The sequence below is a fragment of the Sulfitobacter sp. M05 genome (genome assembly GCF_029285175.1).
Taxonomy (GTDB): domain Bacteria; phylum Pseudomonadota; class Alphaproteobacteria; order Rhodobacterales; family Rhodobacteraceae; genus Sulfitobacter.
Genome location: NZ_JABEDH010000007.1, coordinates 52,738 through 70,899 on the forward strand (window position 1 = coordinate 52,738; position 18,162 = coordinate 70,899).

16 protein-coding genes are annotated in these 18,162 nt (G+C 54.3%); 10 read left to right on the top strand and 6 right to left on the bottom strand.

Annotated features, from left to right (window positions below):
- Positions 1–749: 749 nt before the first annotated feature.
- Positions 750–2,030 carry a hypothetical protein gene (locus tag HKX44_RS18360; protein ID WP_276152827.1) on the bottom strand — a complete coding sequence of 427 codons (1,281 nt, stop codon included), beginning with the start codon at positions 2,028–2,030 and terminating at the stop codon, positions 750–752.
- Between the two features lie 1,040 nt (positions 2,031–3,070).
- Between HKX44_RS18360 and HKX44_RS18365 the strand changes: the two genes are divergently transcribed.
- The 6 genes from HKX44_RS18365 (at position 3,071) to HKX44_RS18390 (ending at position 6,332) form a co-directional block, all read left to right on the top strand.
- Positions 3,071–3,280 carry a hypothetical protein gene (locus tag HKX44_RS18365; RefSeq protein WP_276152828.1) on the top strand — a complete coding sequence of 70 codons (210 nt, stop codon included), beginning with the start codon at positions 3,071–3,073 and terminating at the stop codon, positions 3,278–3,280.
- Between the two features lie 117 nt (positions 3,281–3,397).
- The gene (locus HKX44_RS18370; RefSeq protein ID WP_276152829.1) at positions 3,398–3,847 is read left to right on the top strand and encodes a hypothetical protein; all 450 of its coding nucleotides are present in this window, start codon (positions 3,398–3,400) and stop codon (positions 3,845–3,847) included.
- Complete coding sequence (locus tag HKX44_RS18375; RefSeq protein ID WP_276152830.1) at positions 3,832–4,266, top strand: thermonuclease family protein; 435 nt, start codon at positions 3,832–3,834, stop codon at positions 4,264–4,266. The genes HKX44_RS18370 and HKX44_RS18375 overlap by 16 nt, the downstream gene beginning before the upstream one ends.
- Before the next feature lie 26 nt (positions 4,267–4,292).
- Positions 4,293–4,631, top strand: a complete 339-nt coding sequence (locus HKX44_RS18380; RefSeq protein ID WP_276152831.1) for a single-stranded DNA-binding protein — start codon at positions 4,293–4,295, stop codon at positions 4,629–4,631.
- Between the two features lie 625 nt (positions 4,632–5,256).
- Positions 5,257–5,616, top strand: a complete 360-nt coding sequence (locus HKX44_RS18385; RefSeq protein WP_276152832.1) for a DUF736 domain-containing protein — start codon at positions 5,257–5,259, stop codon at positions 5,614–5,616.
- Between the two features lie 299 nt (positions 5,617–5,915).
- Positions 5,916–6,332: a hypothetical protein gene (locus HKX44_RS18390; RefSeq protein WP_276152833.1), complete on the top strand. Its 417-nt coding sequence runs from the start codon at positions 5,916–5,918 to the stop codon at positions 6,330–6,332.
- A 79-nt stretch (positions 6,333–6,411) separates the two neighbouring features.
- On the opposite strand, the gene HKX44_RS18395 is transcribed toward HKX44_RS18390, so the two are convergent.
- Genes HKX44_RS18395 through HKX44_RS18405 form a run of 3 tightly spaced genes read right to left on the bottom strand, consistent with a single transcriptional unit; the run spans position 6,412 to position 8,760 of the window.
- Positions 6,412–8,226, bottom strand: coding sequence for a type IV secretion system DNA-binding domain-containing protein (locus HKX44_RS18395; RefSeq protein WP_276152834.1), 1,815 nt, complete (start codon positions 8,224–8,226; stop codon positions 6,412–6,414).
- Entirely contained in the window at positions 8,223–8,504 is a 282-nt protein-coding gene (locus tag HKX44_RS18400) for a hypothetical protein (RefSeq protein ID WP_276152835.1), read from the bottom strand. The genes HKX44_RS18395 and HKX44_RS18400 overlap by 4 nt, the downstream gene beginning before the upstream one ends.
- A gap of 28 nt (positions 8,505–8,532) precedes the next feature.
- Complete coding sequence (locus tag HKX44_RS18405) at positions 8,533–8,760, bottom strand: TraC family protein (RefSeq protein WP_276153735.1); 228 nt, start codon at positions 8,758–8,760, stop codon at positions 8,533–8,535.
- 270 nt (positions 8,761–9,030) lie between these two features.
- Here HKX44_RS18405 and traA point away from each other — a divergent pair, with 270 nt between their 5' ends.
- Positions 9,031–12,834 (top strand): Ti-type conjugative transfer relaxase TraA, encoded by a 3,804-nt coding sequence (gene traA, locus HKX44_RS18410; protein ID WP_276152837.1) that lies wholly within the window; start codon positions 9,031–9,033, stop codon positions 12,832–12,834.
- Positions 12,835–12,867: 33 nt separating this feature from the next.
- Here the strand turns inward: traA and HKX44_RS18415 are convergent, their stop codons facing one another.
- Positions 12,868–13,833, bottom strand: a complete 966-nt coding sequence (locus HKX44_RS18415) for a dihydrodipicolinate synthase family protein (RefSeq protein WP_276152838.1) — start codon at positions 13,831–13,833, stop codon at positions 12,868–12,870.
- A gap of 190 nt (positions 13,834–14,023) precedes the next feature.
- Between HKX44_RS18415 and HKX44_RS18420 the strand changes: the two genes are divergently transcribed.
- Together HKX44_RS18420 and HKX44_RS18425 are read left to right on the top strand one after the other, a co-directional pair.
- On the top strand, positions 14,024–15,604 hold the full coding sequence (locus HKX44_RS18420) for a hypothetical protein (RefSeq protein ID WP_276152839.1): 1,581 nt from the start codon (positions 14,024–14,026) through the stop codon (positions 15,602–15,604).
- Positions 15,605–15,612: 8 nt separating this feature from the next.
- Positions 15,613–16,566, top strand: coding sequence for an alpha/beta hydrolase (locus tag HKX44_RS18425; protein ID WP_276152840.1), 954 nt, complete (start codon positions 15,613–15,615; stop codon positions 16,564–16,566).
- Positions 16,567–16,620: 54 nt separating this feature from the next.
- On the opposite strand, the gene HKX44_RS18430 is transcribed toward HKX44_RS18425, so the two are convergent.
- Positions 16,621–17,151 (bottom strand): Crp/Fnr family transcriptional regulator, encoded by a 531-nt coding sequence (locus tag HKX44_RS18430; protein ID WP_346348192.1) that lies wholly within the window; start codon positions 17,149–17,151, stop codon positions 16,621–16,623.
- A 56-nt stretch (positions 17,152–17,207) separates the two neighbouring features.
- Between HKX44_RS18430 and HKX44_RS18435 the strand changes: the two genes are divergently transcribed.
- The gene (locus HKX44_RS18435) at positions 17,208–17,795 is read left to right on the top strand and encodes a hypothetical protein (RefSeq protein WP_203243515.1); all 588 of its coding nucleotides are present in this window, start codon (positions 17,208–17,210) and stop codon (positions 17,793–17,795) included.
- The last annotated feature ends 367 nt before the right edge of the window (positions 17,796–18,162 follow it).

Below are 18,162 nucleotides of genomic sequence, written 5' to 3' on the forward strand. Positions count from 1 at the left end.
CGGTAGTTGGGCCAGTAAGATTTCGCCTAACGGGGAGGTTGTAACTGGCGAATTGCATTTCGGAGAATTCGACAATGCGGCGGCGGTTTGGACACGCAACGGAGGTAGCTGGGACGTGATGGTTCTTCCGCGACCGGACGTGCGTGCTTTCGGGAATGGGTTGCCGGATGGTGATGGGTCGTCAGTGATTGGCAACGTTTTGGATCGGCCGCGCTGGTATCCCGTGAAGTGGACAAGTGGATCACCGTGGACGTCTGCGCCGTTGCCGCCGCCAAACGGCGTCGCACATGCCGATGTCTCTGGGGGCGTTGAAAACACCAATGGCGGTTGGTCTGCGGGATGGTTTTCTGTTTCAGGGGGTCCACCAAGGGCTATGCAATGGGCACCGGGGGCGACTGAAGCCGAGGATATCGGCGTAGGGGATAACTCTTTTGCCACGAGTACAAGCAGCGGTTCAGTGGTCGGGGTGAAGGATGGCTCAGGCGCGAAGCGAGCATTTCATTGGGCATCAATTGCAGGTGAGGTGGACATACATCCAAACGGTTGGGACTGGAGCTATCCAGGGGACATTGATCCGTCCGGTCGCGTTGTCTTGGTGGCGGGAATGGGGGAAATGGGCGATCCTTCACAGGACAAAAGTATCTTCTTGCTAACGCCGAGTTAGCAAATCACGTCTCTTAGTCCGCTGGTTGGCAAAACAGTGGATGGGTTATGCCGAATTCCTCAGTCGAGCGTTGTTAGACAGACCTCTATTCGTCGCCAACGTCCGAACGTGAGAAGGGGGATTCGTAGACTTCTTCGACCAACATGGGTGCGACACGTTGCAAATATTCTGGAAGATCGCGTTCCAGTGCTGACATCGTGTTGAACGTGATTGCCGCGGCGGCTGTGCCATAGATGTCATCTACGAAATCGGGATGATTGCTACGCACCCATTCTCTGTAATTTGCGACTCCGTCTGCAAGCTGTAGAGAATAATCCAATGATCTGAACCCTTCGAAGAAGGGCTCGGTTGATCCTCGGTTGGCAAAATAATGCAAGACTTCTGCCGCATCACTACTATCGGGCGCGAATGGCGGTCTATCGCGAGTTTCGCCGAGATCCATAGCACGGCTATGGCATGCCAAGCAGGCTGATCCTGAATTGTCGACAGGGCCATTCATACGCCCCCAAAGCCCCAGCCATTTGCGGGGTAGGGCGTAGAACTCTTGCGAGATAACGGCATTCATCCATCCTTCTGTGAGGGGAAGTGAATTGTTGTGGTCAACCAAGGTGCGCATTGGATCATTGCCCCAGTGGAGCCCCACGGGCACCAATCGGTCCCAGATCTCCTCTCCGTCTGCATCGGCGCGATAGACAAAAGTGCCAAAGACCCAGCCCGTTGCGGAATCGGCGCGCGCGTCACGCACCGCAATATCAAGTTGTAAGAGGCGCATTTTGACGGGCGTGCGATTTCGGTTGATTTGCGCATCCCAGACCAAAGAGTCTGCTAGGTATGGGACTTGGTCCACACTGGCATCCGTAAAGAGGAGTTTTGCGGAGACTGTGCCGACCGGGAAGACCACATTTCGCGTGTCTGGGGCGGACGGATTCTGCCAAACAGACCCCAGTGTCGTTGCACCGGCCGCGTTGTAGAACCCCACGGCCCAGTTTCTCGTCCGGTCGGTTTGATTTTCGTGAAGTTCAAAGGGTCTCGCTCCTCGTTCGAGCGTCAGACCACGAATGGGTTCACGTCCTCGGCGGCCAAAGTGCATCCAGGGGGCGTGATACCAAATGCGAGTGGCGTTCTCTCCAACACGCCAATCAGCATCAATGTTCCCTTCAAGGACATAAGTCAGAACGGCCGCAAGATAGTCTTTGGGATCCGTCCTGAAATCCACGGCCTCCCATGGGTTGGTGTCGACTGGGATCGTCGTCGGAAATGCAGTCGAGAGTTGAAAGCCTGGTAAGTAATTATCTGGCACTCGAAACCGCGACGGTGTTTGGATTTGGTTAATGGCTTCTTCTTGAAATGCTTCTTCCGGCGTCAATGTTTACCCATAAATTTCCGTTCCGACCAGAATTGGAAACAGGCCTGCGAGTATAATTTTGCAAAGTGAACGGTTCAAAATGTCTCTCCTCAATATATGGGGTGAAGAATGCAGGCTACAGCTGAAACTTGTCAAATCCTGTAAGAAGCCGCCAAGCATAGGTGGCATTCCTATTCTGCTTAAGCCAAAAGTCGATCTGTACTTGATGAAGCACCTTTCATCAGCGATTCTTCAAAGAATGAAGAAGTAACGATAACTAGGAATTATCATCACCCAGACTGGTTCCGCCGGATTAAGAAACCAGAAACCGCATAGACTTCTGGAACCAAGATTAGCCCTCTTATTCGCCGGCAGGGCTGCTTAACGCTTAGGTCGTTGCTCATAAATTCATAAATCATGGTCATTTCCATCACAGTTGCGTGCCTCTTGCGGCAAATCTGAATCTTGCTGGCGCCTGATGATACTGTCCTTGGTGCGAAGCGACGCAGCTCTGCAGACACCTTTTTGCATCAGCGGCACCGTCGGCTGAATACAGTCAAGCGACGAGATTAGCTGGTTTGATGGAAGGTGTTGGTTTGTCGCCGTCTGAGGTTATGTCCGGTTCGGAAAAGAGGAATTGCGCGCCGTTCCGGCCGCGCTCTACTCGCTGCGCTCCCGAAGCCTGCTGACGCAGTCTTCGCCATCCGGTAACGATCGCGCGCGCCGAACCGTGGCAACACGCCATCGGTGCAGGTCCACATATCGATATCGCTATATGTAACCAGAACGCTGCGCCGGAAACGGTGCAGCGTTTCTGCATTCGATGAGGTGTCCCGACGTTGTTTTCATTGCAATTCGCCCCCTTCGGGCGCATAACGCAAACGCGCTCCGCACACGGGGCGTGAGGCTTAGAAACCTGTCCGTAAGAACTCCAAACGGCCTTAACGGCCGGGTGGCGTTTGCCATGTACAGGGCGCTCGCGCCTAAAAGCGGCGCGCCTTTCTTACGGAAGGTTTCTAACACCCGGCTTGGGTCATGCCTCAACTCTGAGGAGGCATGACATGACGCAGGCGGAATTTATCAGTGACAGCGCACTCGAGAGCATCGCGCAAGCGCTGCAAAACGGCGACGTGGAGCACGCCTTCACCCAGTTGGCGGACTATCTCAGGTCCAATGAGTTGACCTTGTCCGACGACGTCTTCCGGATCTATCTTCGGGACGAGCTGTTCTCTTGTGTCAAAGACCGGGGCGAGCTGTTCATCAAAGCTTGAGGGTACAATCGGCGGATACACGCTATGATGGTACGGTCTTTACATTGGCGCAGGACAGCTAGCGTAAATAGCGGTATATATTACGATATCAAAGCCTGATTTCTGAGGAGCAGTGATGTGAAGCGCTTTGAGGACAGTTTCAAGGAAAGCCTGCTGCAAGCACTCGACGAGGACCGTTACGACGACCTCGTATTCATGCTCGCCAACCGGCTACGCTCCCGCCAAAAAGTCATCAGCATTCATGCGCGCGCATCTCTGCCCGTCGGCAAAGACCTCTGTCAGCCACTAATCACAAATCATCTAAGCAAGACCGAGATCGAAGCCTTCGATTTCCGAACCACGGGCTGGTACATCGTCGCAGTCGAGGACTGCCGTGTGGTTGCTGCCGAACCGTTTCCCTATACTGTCGATGATCCGGGTTATCGCGACCACATCGAAGATTACGTAAATTCTTCGAGCGGCGATATTGGCGACGGGCCCGATGTGTACGGGGCGTTTCATCAAGATGGACACCTAACGGATTTGCAGCATCTTTACGAGTTCCGGCCGGAATGCAAAAGGGCGTGATCCATATATGCGTGTTGGCTTTGTTATTAGTCTCAGACGTGATCCGGCCTGTCTCGGCCATAGCGGACAACAGCAAAGTCCTCTGGCAGGAATGTCACCCGTACGAGCGCCGCATCACTTGCGTCGTTGACGGTGACACGCTTTGGTATCAGGGGATCAAAATTCGCCTGCTCGACATCGACGCACCCGAGGTTGAAGGGCATTGCGTCAATGAACGCCAACTAGCGCAATCCGGAACGTTCGAGCTCACCCGGCTCCTCAACACCGGTTTAGTCCGGATCACCTATGACGGGCAGGACCGATATGGCCGCCATCTCGCGACGCTATTGGTTCGGGAAGGCGAAGTTGGACCCGCCATGGTGGCCGCCGGGCTTGCAGTGCCTTTTGGACAGCGCGGCCCGTCGCCATGGTGTCGGTGATGGGCATAATCGGTGAGGCATGAGCGATGAGCGGTTCCTTCACATGGGACGCCATCGTGCGCATCGGCACCATCAAACCTTACGAAAAAGCGCTTGTACTGACGGTGTTTCATACCCTGGACAGCCAGAAGTCCCTGCCGCGCAGCCCGGAACGACCGGCATGGAACACCATTGTTTGTTTCAAGGACAGCCTTCGAACGGATCTTGTAGAACACCTGACCCCCGGCGATCTCGTTCATTTCCAAGGCTATGTCCGCACCGGTACATTCACGGATGATGCTGACGCCAAAAGACGTGCCGTGGATTTGGTCATCCAGCGGTTTGATCTTTTGCACAAGCACATCGAAGGTCCCACCGACTCTTGAACGGACCCCTGATAGCATAATCAAACGACCCCGAAGGTGGTTGCCTAGCCGACTTCAGGGTCGGCACCATCCGGTGTTTGCCGGGATGTGGGTCAGCCCAGAGCTGGTGGAGCATGCGACGCGACACCGATCCCCCCATTCAAACAATTTGGCGTGTGACCAAAGGCACCGTCGGAGCACCATTTTCGCAGACCAGTTGTTTCCGGTGGAGATGGCAAGTCTCCGGCGTCAGCGCGATCGGGCACCAAGCGGCGAAGCAAGGCGGCGCTAATCGCCAGGGGCCTTTGCACGGGGCCAAGATCTTGCGCAGGCCGGGTTTGGGGCAGGGGTGTGCTTCATCATCCTCGTTCTCAAAGGGTGGAGGTGCAAATTGCTCAGAAGATTTCCTCGCTTCAACCGGCTGTCAGGGACCAGTACCTGATTGACCGCCACTGGGCATGGGCGCTCCAAAACGCAATGTCGAAAAGCCCGACCGAGTTCTCGCCGGCCTGACGCTTGCTGGCGCTGCGCTTGTCCGGCTGCGAGCCGCACCACTCGGGTTTTCTCGGTGCGTTTTCTCGGCTTCACCCATGCTGGTCCAGTGTCATCAGGAAATGGTTCCTGACAACTTCAAGAGGAAAATACAATGAGCAATAAACTCGCATCTCTCACCAAGAACGAAAAAGACATCTTCTCCGGCACACTTGCCACAATGGCCGTTCGCTCGAAGATCACGATCGTCCCCAACGCAAAGGCCCACAGCGACCAGCCAGACTACCGCGTCTTCGCCAATGGCACTTATGAGATCGGTGCCGCCTGGAAGAAGACCTCCGACACCACCGGCAACGACTACCTGTCGGTGAAAATGGCCGCCCCCGAGCTGGGCGCCATGGCGATCTACGCCAACGTGATCGCGCTAGATGAGATCGGTGATGACGGCGTCACCCACCTGATGCTCTGGTCCGCCCGCGAACCCCAGGCCGCCAACAACCAGATGGCCGCCTGACCCAGAGGTCGGCCCCGGTGGATCCTCCCACCACCGGGGCCGATTGATCTTCCCTTCTCAACTCAATGCGGTATTCGGATCGAGGTGACACGGGTCTTCCCTTCCACTAAAGCATTTCGGGAAATACCTGAAACTTCATGTATCGCCAAAATCCCGAGAGCGCATTGCGCGGCAGGGTATTGGTGATACAAGTTTTTCCCGAAGTGCTATACGGTTCGACATGACTGTAAAACGGCCATCCTCGAAAAAGTGGCGCGTCAGAAACGATAGAGATGGAACCATGCGGAATAGACGGGTGTATGTTGACTGAAGAAAAGGCATTGTTTGGCGCGACCCCTGTCACGTTCTTCGAAGGTCCTCCTGACGCGACTGCGTTAAAGCCGGGCGACCTTGGCGTGAACATTGACCTCTTCCGGCAGGTCAAGAACCACTATAACAAAGCTAAAGAGAATATCGCCTGTAGAGTGCTTGCAGATATTTGTCAGGACATTCGGGACAGCGGCTATCTCGGGCGCATGGACGACAGTGCCGCGCGTTTGTCGACCACAGTCGTCACAGTGCAACGTTGGCGATCCCGTTTTGCAGACACCGGATTGCTGAAGCGACAGAACCGCAACGGGCTCTATTCAGTCGATCCGAAAGTAGCCATCCGCATGGATGCAGACGGTGCCGCCATCAAACCAACATCTGATAAGAAAGCGATCTTCAAGTTTTGAGATCGGCATGAGGTCGCGTTGTGTGGGTGGTTGGTCACGCAGTTCCGCCGCAGCCAATAAGGGATCCGCCAAGATCAGTTCATCGGGTCTTTCCATGGTCGTCTGGTTCAATTGAATGCTCCGGTTCTCGCTCCCCAAACCGCATCTCTTCTTGTGCGGTGATGTCTTCCTGACGGGCGATTTCCGCCTTGTCCTCGAAAATTTCGCGCAACTTCATCGTCCATGTCGCGGGCTCCTCAGCCGGACGCATGTCTTTGGATTTCGAGTAGGGCACCAGCACACGATAGACGTGTTTGCCGATGCCGCTAACCAAGACGTACACGCCTTTCTTATGGAGCAGCGGTCCCAGCTCCGTCTGGAAGTCTGTACGGTGGACGACAGGTTCACGCTTTTCTTCGCGCATCCATTTGAGCCGCCCGCCGCCATCGGTGGCCCGCCTATGGGTGATCATGATCGTATTGCCGAACTGCTCTTCAAGTCTTCTGGCCGTTTGCCCGACATTGATCTTTGCGATCACTTTCGTGCCGACCAAGGACTCGATCTGGTCTGCGACCTGCTGCGAGTATTTGGCGACAAGTTGCTCGACACCCTGGATGCCGAGCACGACAGCTAGCCCTTTTGAACGCCCGGTTTCCAGCATACTTTCAAACCGATGCACCTTTGGTAATTGCGCGAACTCATCCACGAAAAGCCAAACGCGGCGGTCGGTGCTGTCGCCAAACGAAACGTCGGAAACGTTCGATGACATCACGGTGAGAAACGCCGATATCCAACCCTCGGACTGATCCTGAAACCGACCCGAGCGCTGCAACACAAGCGTGCGATCTCTGGTGTCCTCGTCGAGCAACCATTTGCGCAGCGAAAACGTTTTCCGTTTTCCCGCACTCGACCGCCAGCCATAGGCAAGCATCCGAACCGCACCTAGCCCTGCGGCCATCGTGGAGATTGTCGCAGACACTTGACGGTAGTCTGCGTTCAGATAGATCATCGCGTCGCGATGGTACTTTTTGGCAAATGCTTGCAACTGCTCGAGCGGCAATTGCGTGGTCTCCATCAACTCCCACCACGTCCACTTCTGTGGCTTGGTTTTCATCAGTGTGATGATGCAGAGCGCCAATACCGTACGGGAAGAGTCCGAGAAGAACCGGTCTTTTGTTTCCGGTATGATCCGGTTCGCCACCTCGATCGCATCCTCTTCGACCAAAAGGTCGTTGGCGATATCCCAGATCACCGAGCGGTCATCATGGGGTGCGAGCAAGAGCGGATCTTGTGGGTCGGCTGCACCCTTTGGTTTGGAAAGCGCCATACGGGTGTAGTCACCTTTAAAATCGAACACGATGACTTTGTCGCCGCGCTCCATGACCGATCGAAGGAGCGGGAGGATCGTTTGTGTCTTGCCGCCACCGATGGCGCCAAAGACCAAGAAGTGGTTCACTTCGCGCAACCGGCTGATGAAGAAATCACCAAACCAATGCAGTCCTTTCGCGTCGCGTTTGATCTCATGATTGGACGCAGCCGCAAGTTCCTTTGCACCTGCGACGGTAAACCCCGCCTTGATGATCAGTGGCTTTACACGAAGCCCCCATTCCCAAACCAAGTACCCGAAACAGCCGATGGCCATCACGAAGAAGGCGGCGAAGGTGGTCGTACCGAGGTAAAACTGCTCTTCAGACTCCGGCGACATCGCCGCCTTGACCTGACGGCAATAGTCCTGATCGAATGGATTTAGACAGGCTTTCACATAGTCCCACTTCATCGGTATCGATGCTCCGCCTGGCGCGCCATAGGCGAGATGTTGGAAAAAATACCAGTACGCGAGACCGGCACACAAGGCGCAGATCAGAGTGCCGATGATGAGCCAACGATAGGGCGCGACCTCCGGTTTATAGATCATTGCAGGACACTTTTGGCACGATCAATTGTCTCAATCTTGGCGCCGCTTCGGCGGTTCGCTTCGCTTCCGCCATTGGCTGATTGTTTGATCAGTGAGTTGGTGCGTTGCATGACGAACGCCTGAAGCTTTTTGCTACCGCCTGTTTCGATATAATGCGCGAGCACAGCCTCGATCTCTTCCACCGGCAAATGAGACGCGCCGACGCGCATCGCAGCCTCACCGATCATAATCTTCGCCCGCGTCTCTTGCTTTCTGTCTGCATGTTTGGCGCGTTGCATCTGTTGTTTTCCTTTTGCGATCTGAGCGTCAAGTTTTCGGAGCGTGGGGAGCGGCGGTCTTGCGGCGAAATCGCTCCGCTATCGCCTGAAACTCCTTCAGCAACTCCGCGTCTGAAATTTCCAACGTTGTCAAATTAGCTTTGGCGGCGATCTTCCCAATCTGGTCAGCGCGTGCCTCAAGGGAGGCGACGCGTTGTGCCTTCAGCGCTTCGATCTCTTTGTCGATGTCGATCACGGATTTGGGCTTTCTGGCCATGGGGTTTGGTCTCCATTCTGAGGTGTTGCGGGTGTGTGAAATCACAGTACATCAATTCAAACCACATCGCTATATATAACGATAGACATAATGGTAAATATGAGGTAGAAAATTGAAGATAACGGCGCACTTATACGTCGCAAGCGACGGGTGCGGCCACGCAGGGCCGCATAAAGAAGCACCGAAGCTGCTGTGTCGGCGTTTAGTGGCCGGACAGGGCGACTAACAGCGATTTAGAGCGACAGAGGTGAGCCGGAAAGGAGACGGGACTTGGCGATCTACCATCTTTCCGCGCAGATCATCGGCAAAGGGGGCGGGCGGTCTGCTGTGGCAGCTGCTGCCTATCGGCATTGCGCCAAGATGGAACGCGAAGAGACCGCCGAAGAGATCGACTATTCCCGTAAAGGCGGCAACGCGCATTCGGAATTTGCGCTGCCAAAGGATGCGCCAGCGTGGATTGCAGAGTTTGCGGCAGATCATACAGCGCCTGAAGCGAGTGCTCATTTCTGGAATGCGGTGGAAGCCAACGAGGGGCGCAAAGACGCGCAGTTAGCGCGCGAATTCGTCCTGGCACTTCCCGTCGAATTGACGACAGAGCAGAACATTGAGCTAGTACGGGACTTCGTTGCGCGAGAATTGTCTGCGCATGGGATCGTCGCGGACTGGGCCTATCACGACATGCCCAACAACCCGCATGTGCATTTGATGACGTCATTGCGTCCACTGACAGAAGAAGGGTTCGGGGCCAAGCGTGTGCCGGTCTTGGGTGATGATGGCGCACCTGTCCGGGGTAAGGACGGCAAGATCCGTTATGAGCAATTCACCGGCGGACTAGAGCGATTGCGTGAGATGCGCGCGGCCTGGGCAGAAACGCAGAACCATCATCTTGCCAAACATGGTCACGACATCCGGGTTGATCATCGGTCCTTTGAAGAGCTAGGGATTGATGCGGTCCCGAGTAAACATCGCGGACCCGCCTCGGACAACATGGATGCGCGAGGCGATGTGTCGGAACTGGCCGAGAAAGCCAAACTTGCGGCGCGGGAAAACTATCTGCGCTATGCCGATGATCCGACGCTTGTTCTCAAAAAGATCACCACGCAGAAGGCTGTATTCACACGCCATGACATCGCTCGTGAAATCCACAGAACCGAATGTTCAGCGTCTGAGTTCCAGTCACTCTTCTATCAAGTTGGCGCGCATGAAGAATTGGTGCCAGTGGCCGCACCTGCCTTCGATCCATTCACAGGAGATGCCACAAGCGAGGCGATGTTCTCAACCCGGACGATGGTCGAGCTGGAACATCAGATGGTGCAAAACATTGATGGTCTTGCAAGCCGCATATCGGCTCAAATCGCTGATCGTGATCTCGACAAAGCCTACAAGTTGTTCGAAGCGAAGCGTGGGTTTGATCTGACTTATCAACAGAAGATGGTGGTCCGGCATCTGACGCGGGAGACAGGCGCGGCGGCTTTGGTGGGATATGCGGGCGCAGGGAAATCAACGGCAACCGAGGCGACACGGATTGCCTTTGAGGCCCAAGGCCACACGGTGGTCGGTGGCGCATTGGCCGGTATTGCGGCCGATAATCTGCGGTCGGAAGCTGGCATTGAAAGTCGAACCTTGGCCTCTTGGGAGTACCAATGGGCCAAAGGGGATATGCTGCCGAACGCAAAAACAGTGTTCGTGATGGACGAGGCGGGCATGGTGTCGTCCCGCCAGATGGAGAGCATCACGCGCACCCTGAACGAGGTCGGAGCGCGGATGATCGTGCTTGGCGATGCGCGGCAGCTCCAGCCGATCCAGGCTGGTGCCGCGTTCCGCGCCTTTGTCGATGTGACGGGATACGCGGAGCTCGACAGCGTCGTGCGCCAGCATGAGCCGTGGATGCGCGATGCGGCAATCGCGTTCGGATCGGGCAGGGCGCATGAGGGGGTTGCGGCCTATCTTGAGCATGGAAAGCTCGGCTGGTCTGAAAGCAATGAAGATGCGCGGGCCGATCTTATCCGGGACTGGTTGCCATATCATCAGGCATCAGCCGACATCACCATCATGGCGCATCGCAACAAGGATGTGATCTCGCTTAACGTCGCGGCGCGGGAGATGCTGAAGTCCCAAGGCGCGCTTGGTGAGGAGCATGCGTTTGCATCGGAGCGTGGCAAAAAGCCGTTCGCAGCGGGAGATCAAATCCTATTTCTGAAGAACGAACGCAGCCTCGGTGTGTTCAATGGATCGACAGGATCTGTCGTTGAAGCCGATAAGAACCTGCTCAAGGTCTTGGTCGAAGGACAGGTCGATCCAATCACGCTGCGGGCTAACGAGTACAATCATATCGACTATGGGTATGCGCGCACGATCCACAAGGAGCAGGGCAACACGGTCGACCGCTCCTTTGTCTATCTGTCTCCGACAATGGACGCGCAGCTCTCTTACGTGGCGCTCACCCGGCACCGTGATGACGTGTCCCTCTACGCCTCACGAGAGGATTATCGCAGCAAAGGCGAGTTGGTGGAAATGATGATCCGCGACCGGCTGCAGGATTCAACGGCCCTCTATCGTGACGGGGTGGATTACAAAGACGTCGTACGCGGCTTTGCCGAACGGCGCGGGTTCACGACCACACGTGTCATCACCGATTTCGTCAAAGCCAATGTCCAGTACCTGCGCGAGCGGCTCGATCACTTGGCTGCGCGGTTCGACAAATTGTGTCACCCGGCACCGGAGCGTCAAAACACGCCAGACAATTCGATCCTTCTTCCGGAAAGGGAAGAGGGCAGGGACGTTACGTTGCGCGTTCACGTTGCCGTCCGGCCGCCCGAGATGTCGGTACATCTGCAGAAGTCCTTGCACCGACTGTCACACACTCTGGCATCGGAGACGATCCGTGGCCGCAAAGAACGGGGCTTTGCGCGCCGGGCGCATTATGAGCTGAACCTGGCCCTGTCAGCGGAAGAGCTGCGGTCGTTCAACGCAGACCTCCGGTCGGTGTTTCCCAAAGATACGATCTTGAATCACGGCTCGCACACGCCAAACGACGACGCGCCGGTTCTGTGCGGTTTGCCCGACGTCTGGCAGCAGTTCGCCCACGAGAACTGGGCCGAGGTGTTTGCCGCCCAGTGGGCTGAAACGCAAGCGACACTACAACCGCTAATCGAGCGGATCCGGCCATGGGATGTCGCACGTGCAACGGCGTTCACCGATGGGACAAATCGGTCACCATCGAAGGTGCTCAACATAACCCGAAACCATTCAGCAGATCAAACAAGAGATAAAGTGAGGTCCAACATGCCGCCAGAAAAACCATTGATCAATGCCGTTCTTGATCTGCCGCCGTTGCAGGATCAAGAGCTGCGCGTTCGTGCCGCCGAACACATAGATGCGCGCCCGAGCCTGGCCATGGCAAATGATGCGGCGTTCCGGATCTATGTCGAACCGAAAAAGGCCGTTGCCCGAATGGTGGCGCAGTACATCGAGCAAGGAGACACCAGGGCATTGGTTTCCGAAATCGAACGGTCGCCGGAATACTTTGGCGATATACAAGGCAAGACGCGACTTGGAATCGCAAACGGAGATCGCCGCTCGGCACTTGAACTGACGCCAAGTATGGCCCGAAAAATGGATGAGCACCTCACCGTATTGGACGAGATCAAACTCGACATTGTCGCAGCACATGAAGTGCGACAGGTCGCCATGCGCAAACCAATCTCCGATCTGTCGCCTGAAGCGATCGCTTACATGGAGCGAATGACCCAAGTCCATAAGATGCCGTCAGGGCCGGAAAAGGAGGATCGAACCAGACTATTGGTTGCAGACACAGCGTCGGTTCAAGAAGTCATCCGTTTCCGCCAAGGTCTCACCGAGCGCTTCGGCAAGGGGGATGAAGCCATCCGGAACGGTATTGATCAGGACCCAGCATTGAAATCGCGATCAGCTTCAGAGCGCAAACGCATTCAGGACCGAGCCGATGTTGTCGCCCATGCGATCCCCGTCATCAGCCAGATGCGGGAGCAGATCCAACGGCTGGATCGCACACCGGATCGCGGAAGGGATCAGTCTCGCGGGATCGAACGATGAGCCGTGACCAAGCGGAAATAGCGCGTCTGATCGTCAGACCCAGCTAACGGGTTCAAGCGCGATATTATCGAGTGTGCTGTGGAGATTTTCTGTGAGGTGTGGGCAAAGCGGTTTGATAGGTCTGCGGCATAACGGCGAGGCCAGCAGGCCGCGCGCGTGGGCCACCTCACGAAAGACCATCTCGCGCGTGTCGGCATCATGACCATTGAGCAAAGTTGTCAGGGGCACGAGCTTGTTGTGGATCGCCTGCGCGTCTGGAAAACGGCTATTGCGCGATGCATTGTATAGCGCTGCTACCTCGTGCGGAACAATGTATGCGAAGGATGACAGAACACCGTCGACGCCGGTGTTGAGATTATGGAAGAGTGCCCCTTCAGAGGAAGTTAGCAATGCCAACGGTCGGTCTGCAGTTTTGAGCGCATAGTAATCCTGATCGTAGTGCAGCACATTGTCACCATGGCGCATGTCGAAGCCAAGGATTTGACGTCCCATACTGGCCAGAAGCGCGATTTCTGCGGGTGTATCGGTCCAACGGTCCTCGCCAATACCCAAATCGAGGATGACGGGCAGGGCAAGGCAATCAGTGAGCGCAACTATGCGTGTGATCCGTTCCCCAAGCGCCTGTCCATCACAGCCTTTTTGCCATTTAGGTAGGAAGCTGATGATCGCGTCCGCACCGGCTGTTTTGCAAGCGATCACCTCCTCGAAAATCGCCTCGGATAATTCTCCAACACAGGAGACGAGGATCTGACCGTTCTTGAGGCCTTTCCGAGTGCAGCGGATAACTTCAAGGCGTTCCTCGGGGGTCAGTGTCGGGCGTTCGCGCAGGCTCGTGTTCACGGCAATGCCGATCACGCCATCGATCTGTGACAGCCTTCGGGCCTGATCGGTGATAGACTTGCACATGACGTCGCCCGCCTCATCGAAAGGCGTCAACGTGGAGGCAATGATGCCTCCAATAAGGTCTTCATGAGTAATGATTCGTCTTACAGAGCACATCTTGCTTTTCCTTCCTAAAAGTCTGGTCTCAGAGAAAAAATATGAGGCCGTGAGCGCAGACCGGTTTAGTTTCACGCAAAACTGGCGCGTTTATGCTTAAGTCAGGTGCTCGCAGAAGTAGAAATTCTATCACTTGCAAATGCACGATACGATACGACATGGAACGACACGCAACGTCGAGAAGGGTTCTATGTCACTGATAAAGAACAATAGGTTTTTTATTCCGCCACCTGATGATGAAAGCGACTTCAAAGTGGTTTTTCATCAGATGGCGAGGGTGGGTGCGGGACGGCCCGTAGACGACAAAGGGATTCCTGAGGGCCCTTGGACAGCAGAACTCCTTACGGATGCGATTTCACGCATTGATGCCAATCGTTCGGGCGTCGAATTACGAACGGTCCAGCGATGGTTTGAGTGCAATGACACCGGGATTAGCTCCGAGAACATTCGTTGGTTGGCGAGGGTTTTTGGGTGTGGTGATCCGGTTGCTATCAGTGAATGGCAGATGGAGCTAAGTAACGCGCAATCACGGCTGACGGTGAAGAGACGAGAGAGGAAGAGAGCGGAAAACAGCGATGCCAAGGGACCAACCATTGACGACGCGACAAGGCAAACGAAACGCGTTCGCAAGGGCTTAGCCGAAAAATGTGAGTGGTTGCTTAGTGGCGAAGCATCAATGAATTTGCTTGTCTCATATTGGTTAGTTTTTGGCGCGTTAGGGCTGATGAATTACGCTTTGGGCACACTCAGCGTCACCTACAGCCCCGAAGACGGCTTGAACAAGCAAGTGGGCTTCATTTGGGCACCGACGCTGACAATCTTACCGTTAGTCGTGCTTCCACTTTACATATTGTCTGTCAACGACCTGATATCATTTTGGAAAAACGGAGCGCGATCTCAATGCGCCGTAAGTGAACAAAACACTGACTTTTCAACAAGCGCGGATGGTTGGATGTTGAAGGTGAAGTCGTTCTCCTTCTCATTTTGGGCGATAGCGCTATTCAGCCTCTTCTTAGTTTTCGGGTTCCAATGGGCAGGTATTTATCTACCAGCCTACATGTCAGGCGACACCGGCGGTGTTCAAGTCGACCGATATCTTGTGGCACTGTCGCGCCCCGAAGTGATATCAATTCAACAGGCTATGATACTGTCAGGGGTCGGCTACCTCTACACTGCCTCTTACATAGCCATCTTTTTGTTGGGCCTGCTATTTCTGGTTATTATCGCTCTCGACTACCGAGAAACTTGCGGTCATTCGACACAACAGACTCTCGCGACGACAGGTTTGACAATCCGAGAAGCTGGAAACAGAATTATCTGGGGGAGCTTTAGGATAGCTGCCCTTGGTTTGTGGATCGCAACGCTTGTTAAGCTTCAAATCGTTTACTTGTCGTCGGATGCAAAAGATTTCGTGAGTTGGTTAAGTTGGGATGCGCAGGCTGCCCTGGGCTTGATAGCAACTCAAAACGGTTGGCTGGACAACAGTTCTGTAAGCCATTTTACGACCTTTCTTATGATGGCCGTCACAGTTGCCACCTTCGGCTTCTGCTTTGCGAAAGTTCATGAGGCCTATGCAGGATTGCCTTTTGACGATGACAAAGACCGCTCAGGGCAAGTTAGAGACCTCATTGTCAGGATGAGCGCTGTGATCATCTTATTGTCTGCAAATTTACTTTTGGTAGGTCGATTTGAAGGCTTCTCACTTCTTGTAGCTCTAAGTGTCATTGCCACGTTCTACGTGGTTCGCAGGCCAAGTCTTAATCAATCGTAGGTGGATACATGGAACAGGCAAAATTCTACTCAGAAATTGCGGACGGGCCCTCTCAGGGCGCGGCCTATTGGGTTCACACAAATGATAACGTGCGCCTGCGTGTAGGCACTTATGGAGCTGACAAGGATCGCAAAGGGACCATCTTGCTATTCCTGGGACGCTTTGGGTACATCGAAAGGTATGGGCGGGTTGCCAAGGATTTTGACAAAAATGGATTTTCGACGGTTGTGATCGATTGGCGGAGCCAAGGGCTCTCCGATCGGATGGCCGATGACCGGCACACGGGCCATGTTCATCGTTTTTCAGATTACCAGAAAGATGTTGCGGCAATGGTCAAAGCGGCCGAAGAACTTGAACTGCCGAAGCCTTGGTACCTGGTCGGAATTTCGATGGGAGCCTGTATCGGCCTACGGGCAATGCTAGAAGGTTTACCTGTTGCAGCGACTGCCTTTATCTCCCCTATGTTCGGCATAAAAATGTCACCGTTACAGCGAATTGCAGCTTGGCCCCTCTCATGGGCGGCGCAGAAGATTGGCAAAGGCCACATCTATGTTCCCGGTGAGAGTGGCGAAATTTATATGTTAACGACGCCTTTCGAAAAAAATAATCTGACCCGCAATCCAGTCATGTATCAATACTGGGTCGACCAGGCTCGGGCCGTCCCTGATTTGCAAATTGGTGGACCGAGCATGGCGTGGCTCTATCAAGGTCTCTCTGAATGTCGAAACCTTTCGAAAATGCGTTCACCTGATATCCCCTGCATTACGTTTTGTGGTGAATTGGACGAATTGGTCGACAACCTCGCGATAAAAGATCGTATGGAAAGATGGCCAAATGGGACGTTCGAGGTGATCAAAAATGCAAAGCACGATGTGTTGACGGAAATTCCTGAAATCGGTGGAGAGGTGATGCATCAGATAGTCGAACTGTTCAGCAGCACAAAGACAGTGGGGAACGCTTAAAACACGCCGCCCAATTTAGAATGTGTCCTTCCATCAGTTAAGCGATCTGCTAACTTACTGACGCCTCCGGGCAAGCTCTCTATAAAGGGCGGGCTGGGACACCCCTATGCCATCAGCAACACACACCCATCCCCCTTTCGCTGGTTTACCGAATAGGTCCAACCAGGCGTCCAATCGGTCTGAGACGCGCCGGAGTCTGAGTATTTCAATGCGGGCGCGTTGGGCCTGAACCTCACGGGCGCTGGTTTCGATCAGACCGAGAGCCGCTTTGGGTGATTTTTGGAGTTCCGCCAGAAAGGCAGCCTTGGGCAGGTAGGCAACAATTGCGGGTTGGCGGACGATTGCATCGCAATGGTAAGCGTCCGCAAATAGCGAAGCTTCCGCAAGCGCCATGCCTTCCGAAGCGATATGTAATGTTAATGCCGACCCATCTGTCATGGGGCGTTCCAACGCAATTTGGCCGGACCGCACAAGATACATAAATTCCACAGGATCCTCGCGACGGAACAAAGTTGCACCCGCTTTGAGACTGCGCCCCAATCCCCCATCAAAGATTTTTTGCCATCCTAACATGATAGATATCATACAGGGTTCAGGTGAAAAGGCGTAGACCCAAACGAAAATTATTGATGGAGACGGCCATGAAACCTGCACTTACCATAGCTCTTGCAATCCTGTTGGGAGGCGCAACTTACATCTCTGCTCAGACAGCAAAAAATGATCATTCGCAAACGATGGATCATGGCACACATATGAACGATGACAGCTCTGCTATTTCCCTTCTTACAGAACCGGGTCAAGGCGCGTTTGCGGCCTTGTCGGAGATCATCATGGTGCTTGAAGCTGATCCGGAAACGGATTGGTCGCAAGTCAATCTGGGTGCCTTGCGCGACCACCTTGTGGATATGGATCGCCTTGTGACCCATACAACAGTCAAAGAGCTGGAGTTGACCAACGGCGTTCGTGTATTAGCAAGCGGTGATGCTGATACGATCGCAACTCTTCGCCGCATGGTGCCAGCCCACGCCGCCGAACTTGCTAAGGATGGTCGCTGGAATGTCGAAGTCAACGAAAGTCCTGAAGGTCTGGAGCTGACAGTAACCAGTGCTGATAGTGCGGTCATTGCGCGGATCAGAGGTCTTGGGTTCTTTGGGCTGATGGCAAGTCAGGATCACCACAAAGAACATCATATGATGATGGTGCGTGGTGAAAACGCCCACCGAAACTGAAACGCAAACACTGCTTTTCTGGTGCCGCAATCTCACGACAAGCATGTCGTTTACGGATAACCTTTTAAAAATGCAACTTTCTGGTAGTCGCGCCCGCACTACATAGCAAGAGGGCTGCTGGTTCAGCGTCAAACGTAACAAAACAGTGGAATGGATGAAGCGAGGTCAATTTGAGTCTTGATGCCTTTGATCTTTCGACGTTCATTTCACATAGTCACGCTCAAGTTACCAAAATGCACTTGACCTCCACCAACTGGAAGGCTGCATAAGTGCTTTCATGAGATCAATACTGCACCTTTTCCTGATTCTTGTCCTGACTATTGGCGTCGTATTTGCGCCTGAATATGGTTCGGCGAAAGAACCCAGC

Bases quoted from the DNA above. Each gene is read 5' to 3' on its own strand.
- HKX44_RS18365 (WP_276152828.1), top strand. From the start codon at position 3,071: ATGACGCAGGCGGAATTTATCAGTGACAGCGCACTCGAGAGCATCGCG.
- HKX44_RS18375 (WP_276152830.1), top strand. From the start codon at position 3,832: ATGCAAAAGGGCGTGATCCATATATGCGTGTTGGCTTTGTTATTAGTC.
- HKX44_RS18380 (WP_276152831.1), top strand. From the start codon at position 4,293: ATGAGCGGTTCCTTCACATGGGACGCCATCGTGCGCATCGGCACCATC.
- HKX44_RS18385 (WP_276152832.1), top strand. From the start codon at position 5,257: ATGAGCAATAAACTCGCATCTCTCACCAAGAACGAAAAAGACATCTTC.
- HKX44_RS18390 (WP_276152833.1), top strand. From the start codon at position 5,916: ATGTTGACTGAAGAAAAGGCATTGTTTGGCGCGACCCCTGTCACGTTC.
- HKX44_RS18395 (WP_276152834.1), bottom strand. From the start codon at position 8,226: ATGATCTATAAACCGGAGGTCGCGCCCTATCGTTGGCTCATCATCGGC.
- HKX44_RS18400 (WP_276152835.1), bottom strand. From the start codon at position 8,504: ATGCAACGCGCCAAACATGCAGACAGAAAGCAAGAGACGCGGGCGAAG.
- HKX44_RS18405 (WP_276153735.1), bottom strand. From the start codon at position 8,760: ATGGCCAGAAAGCCCAAATCCGTGATCGACATCGACAAAGAGATCGAA.
- HKX44_RS18415 (WP_276152838.1), bottom strand. From the start codon at position 13,833: ATGTGCTCTGTAAGACGAATCATTACTCATGAAGACCTTATTGGAGGC.
- HKX44_RS18420 (WP_276152839.1), top strand. From the start codon at position 14,024: ATGTCACTGATAAAGAACAATAGGTTTTTTATTCCGCCACCTGATGAT.
- HKX44_RS18425 (WP_276152840.1), top strand. From the start codon at position 15,613: ATGGAACAGGCAAAATTCTACTCAGAAATTGCGGACGGGCCCTCTCAG.
- HKX44_RS18430 (WP_346348192.1), bottom strand. From the start codon at position 17,151: ATGATATCTATCATGTTAGGATGGCAAAAAATCTTTGATGGGGGATTG.
- HKX44_RS18435 (WP_203243515.1), top strand. From the start codon at position 17,208: ATGAAACCTGCACTTACCATAGCTCTTGCAATCCTGTTGGGAGGCGCA.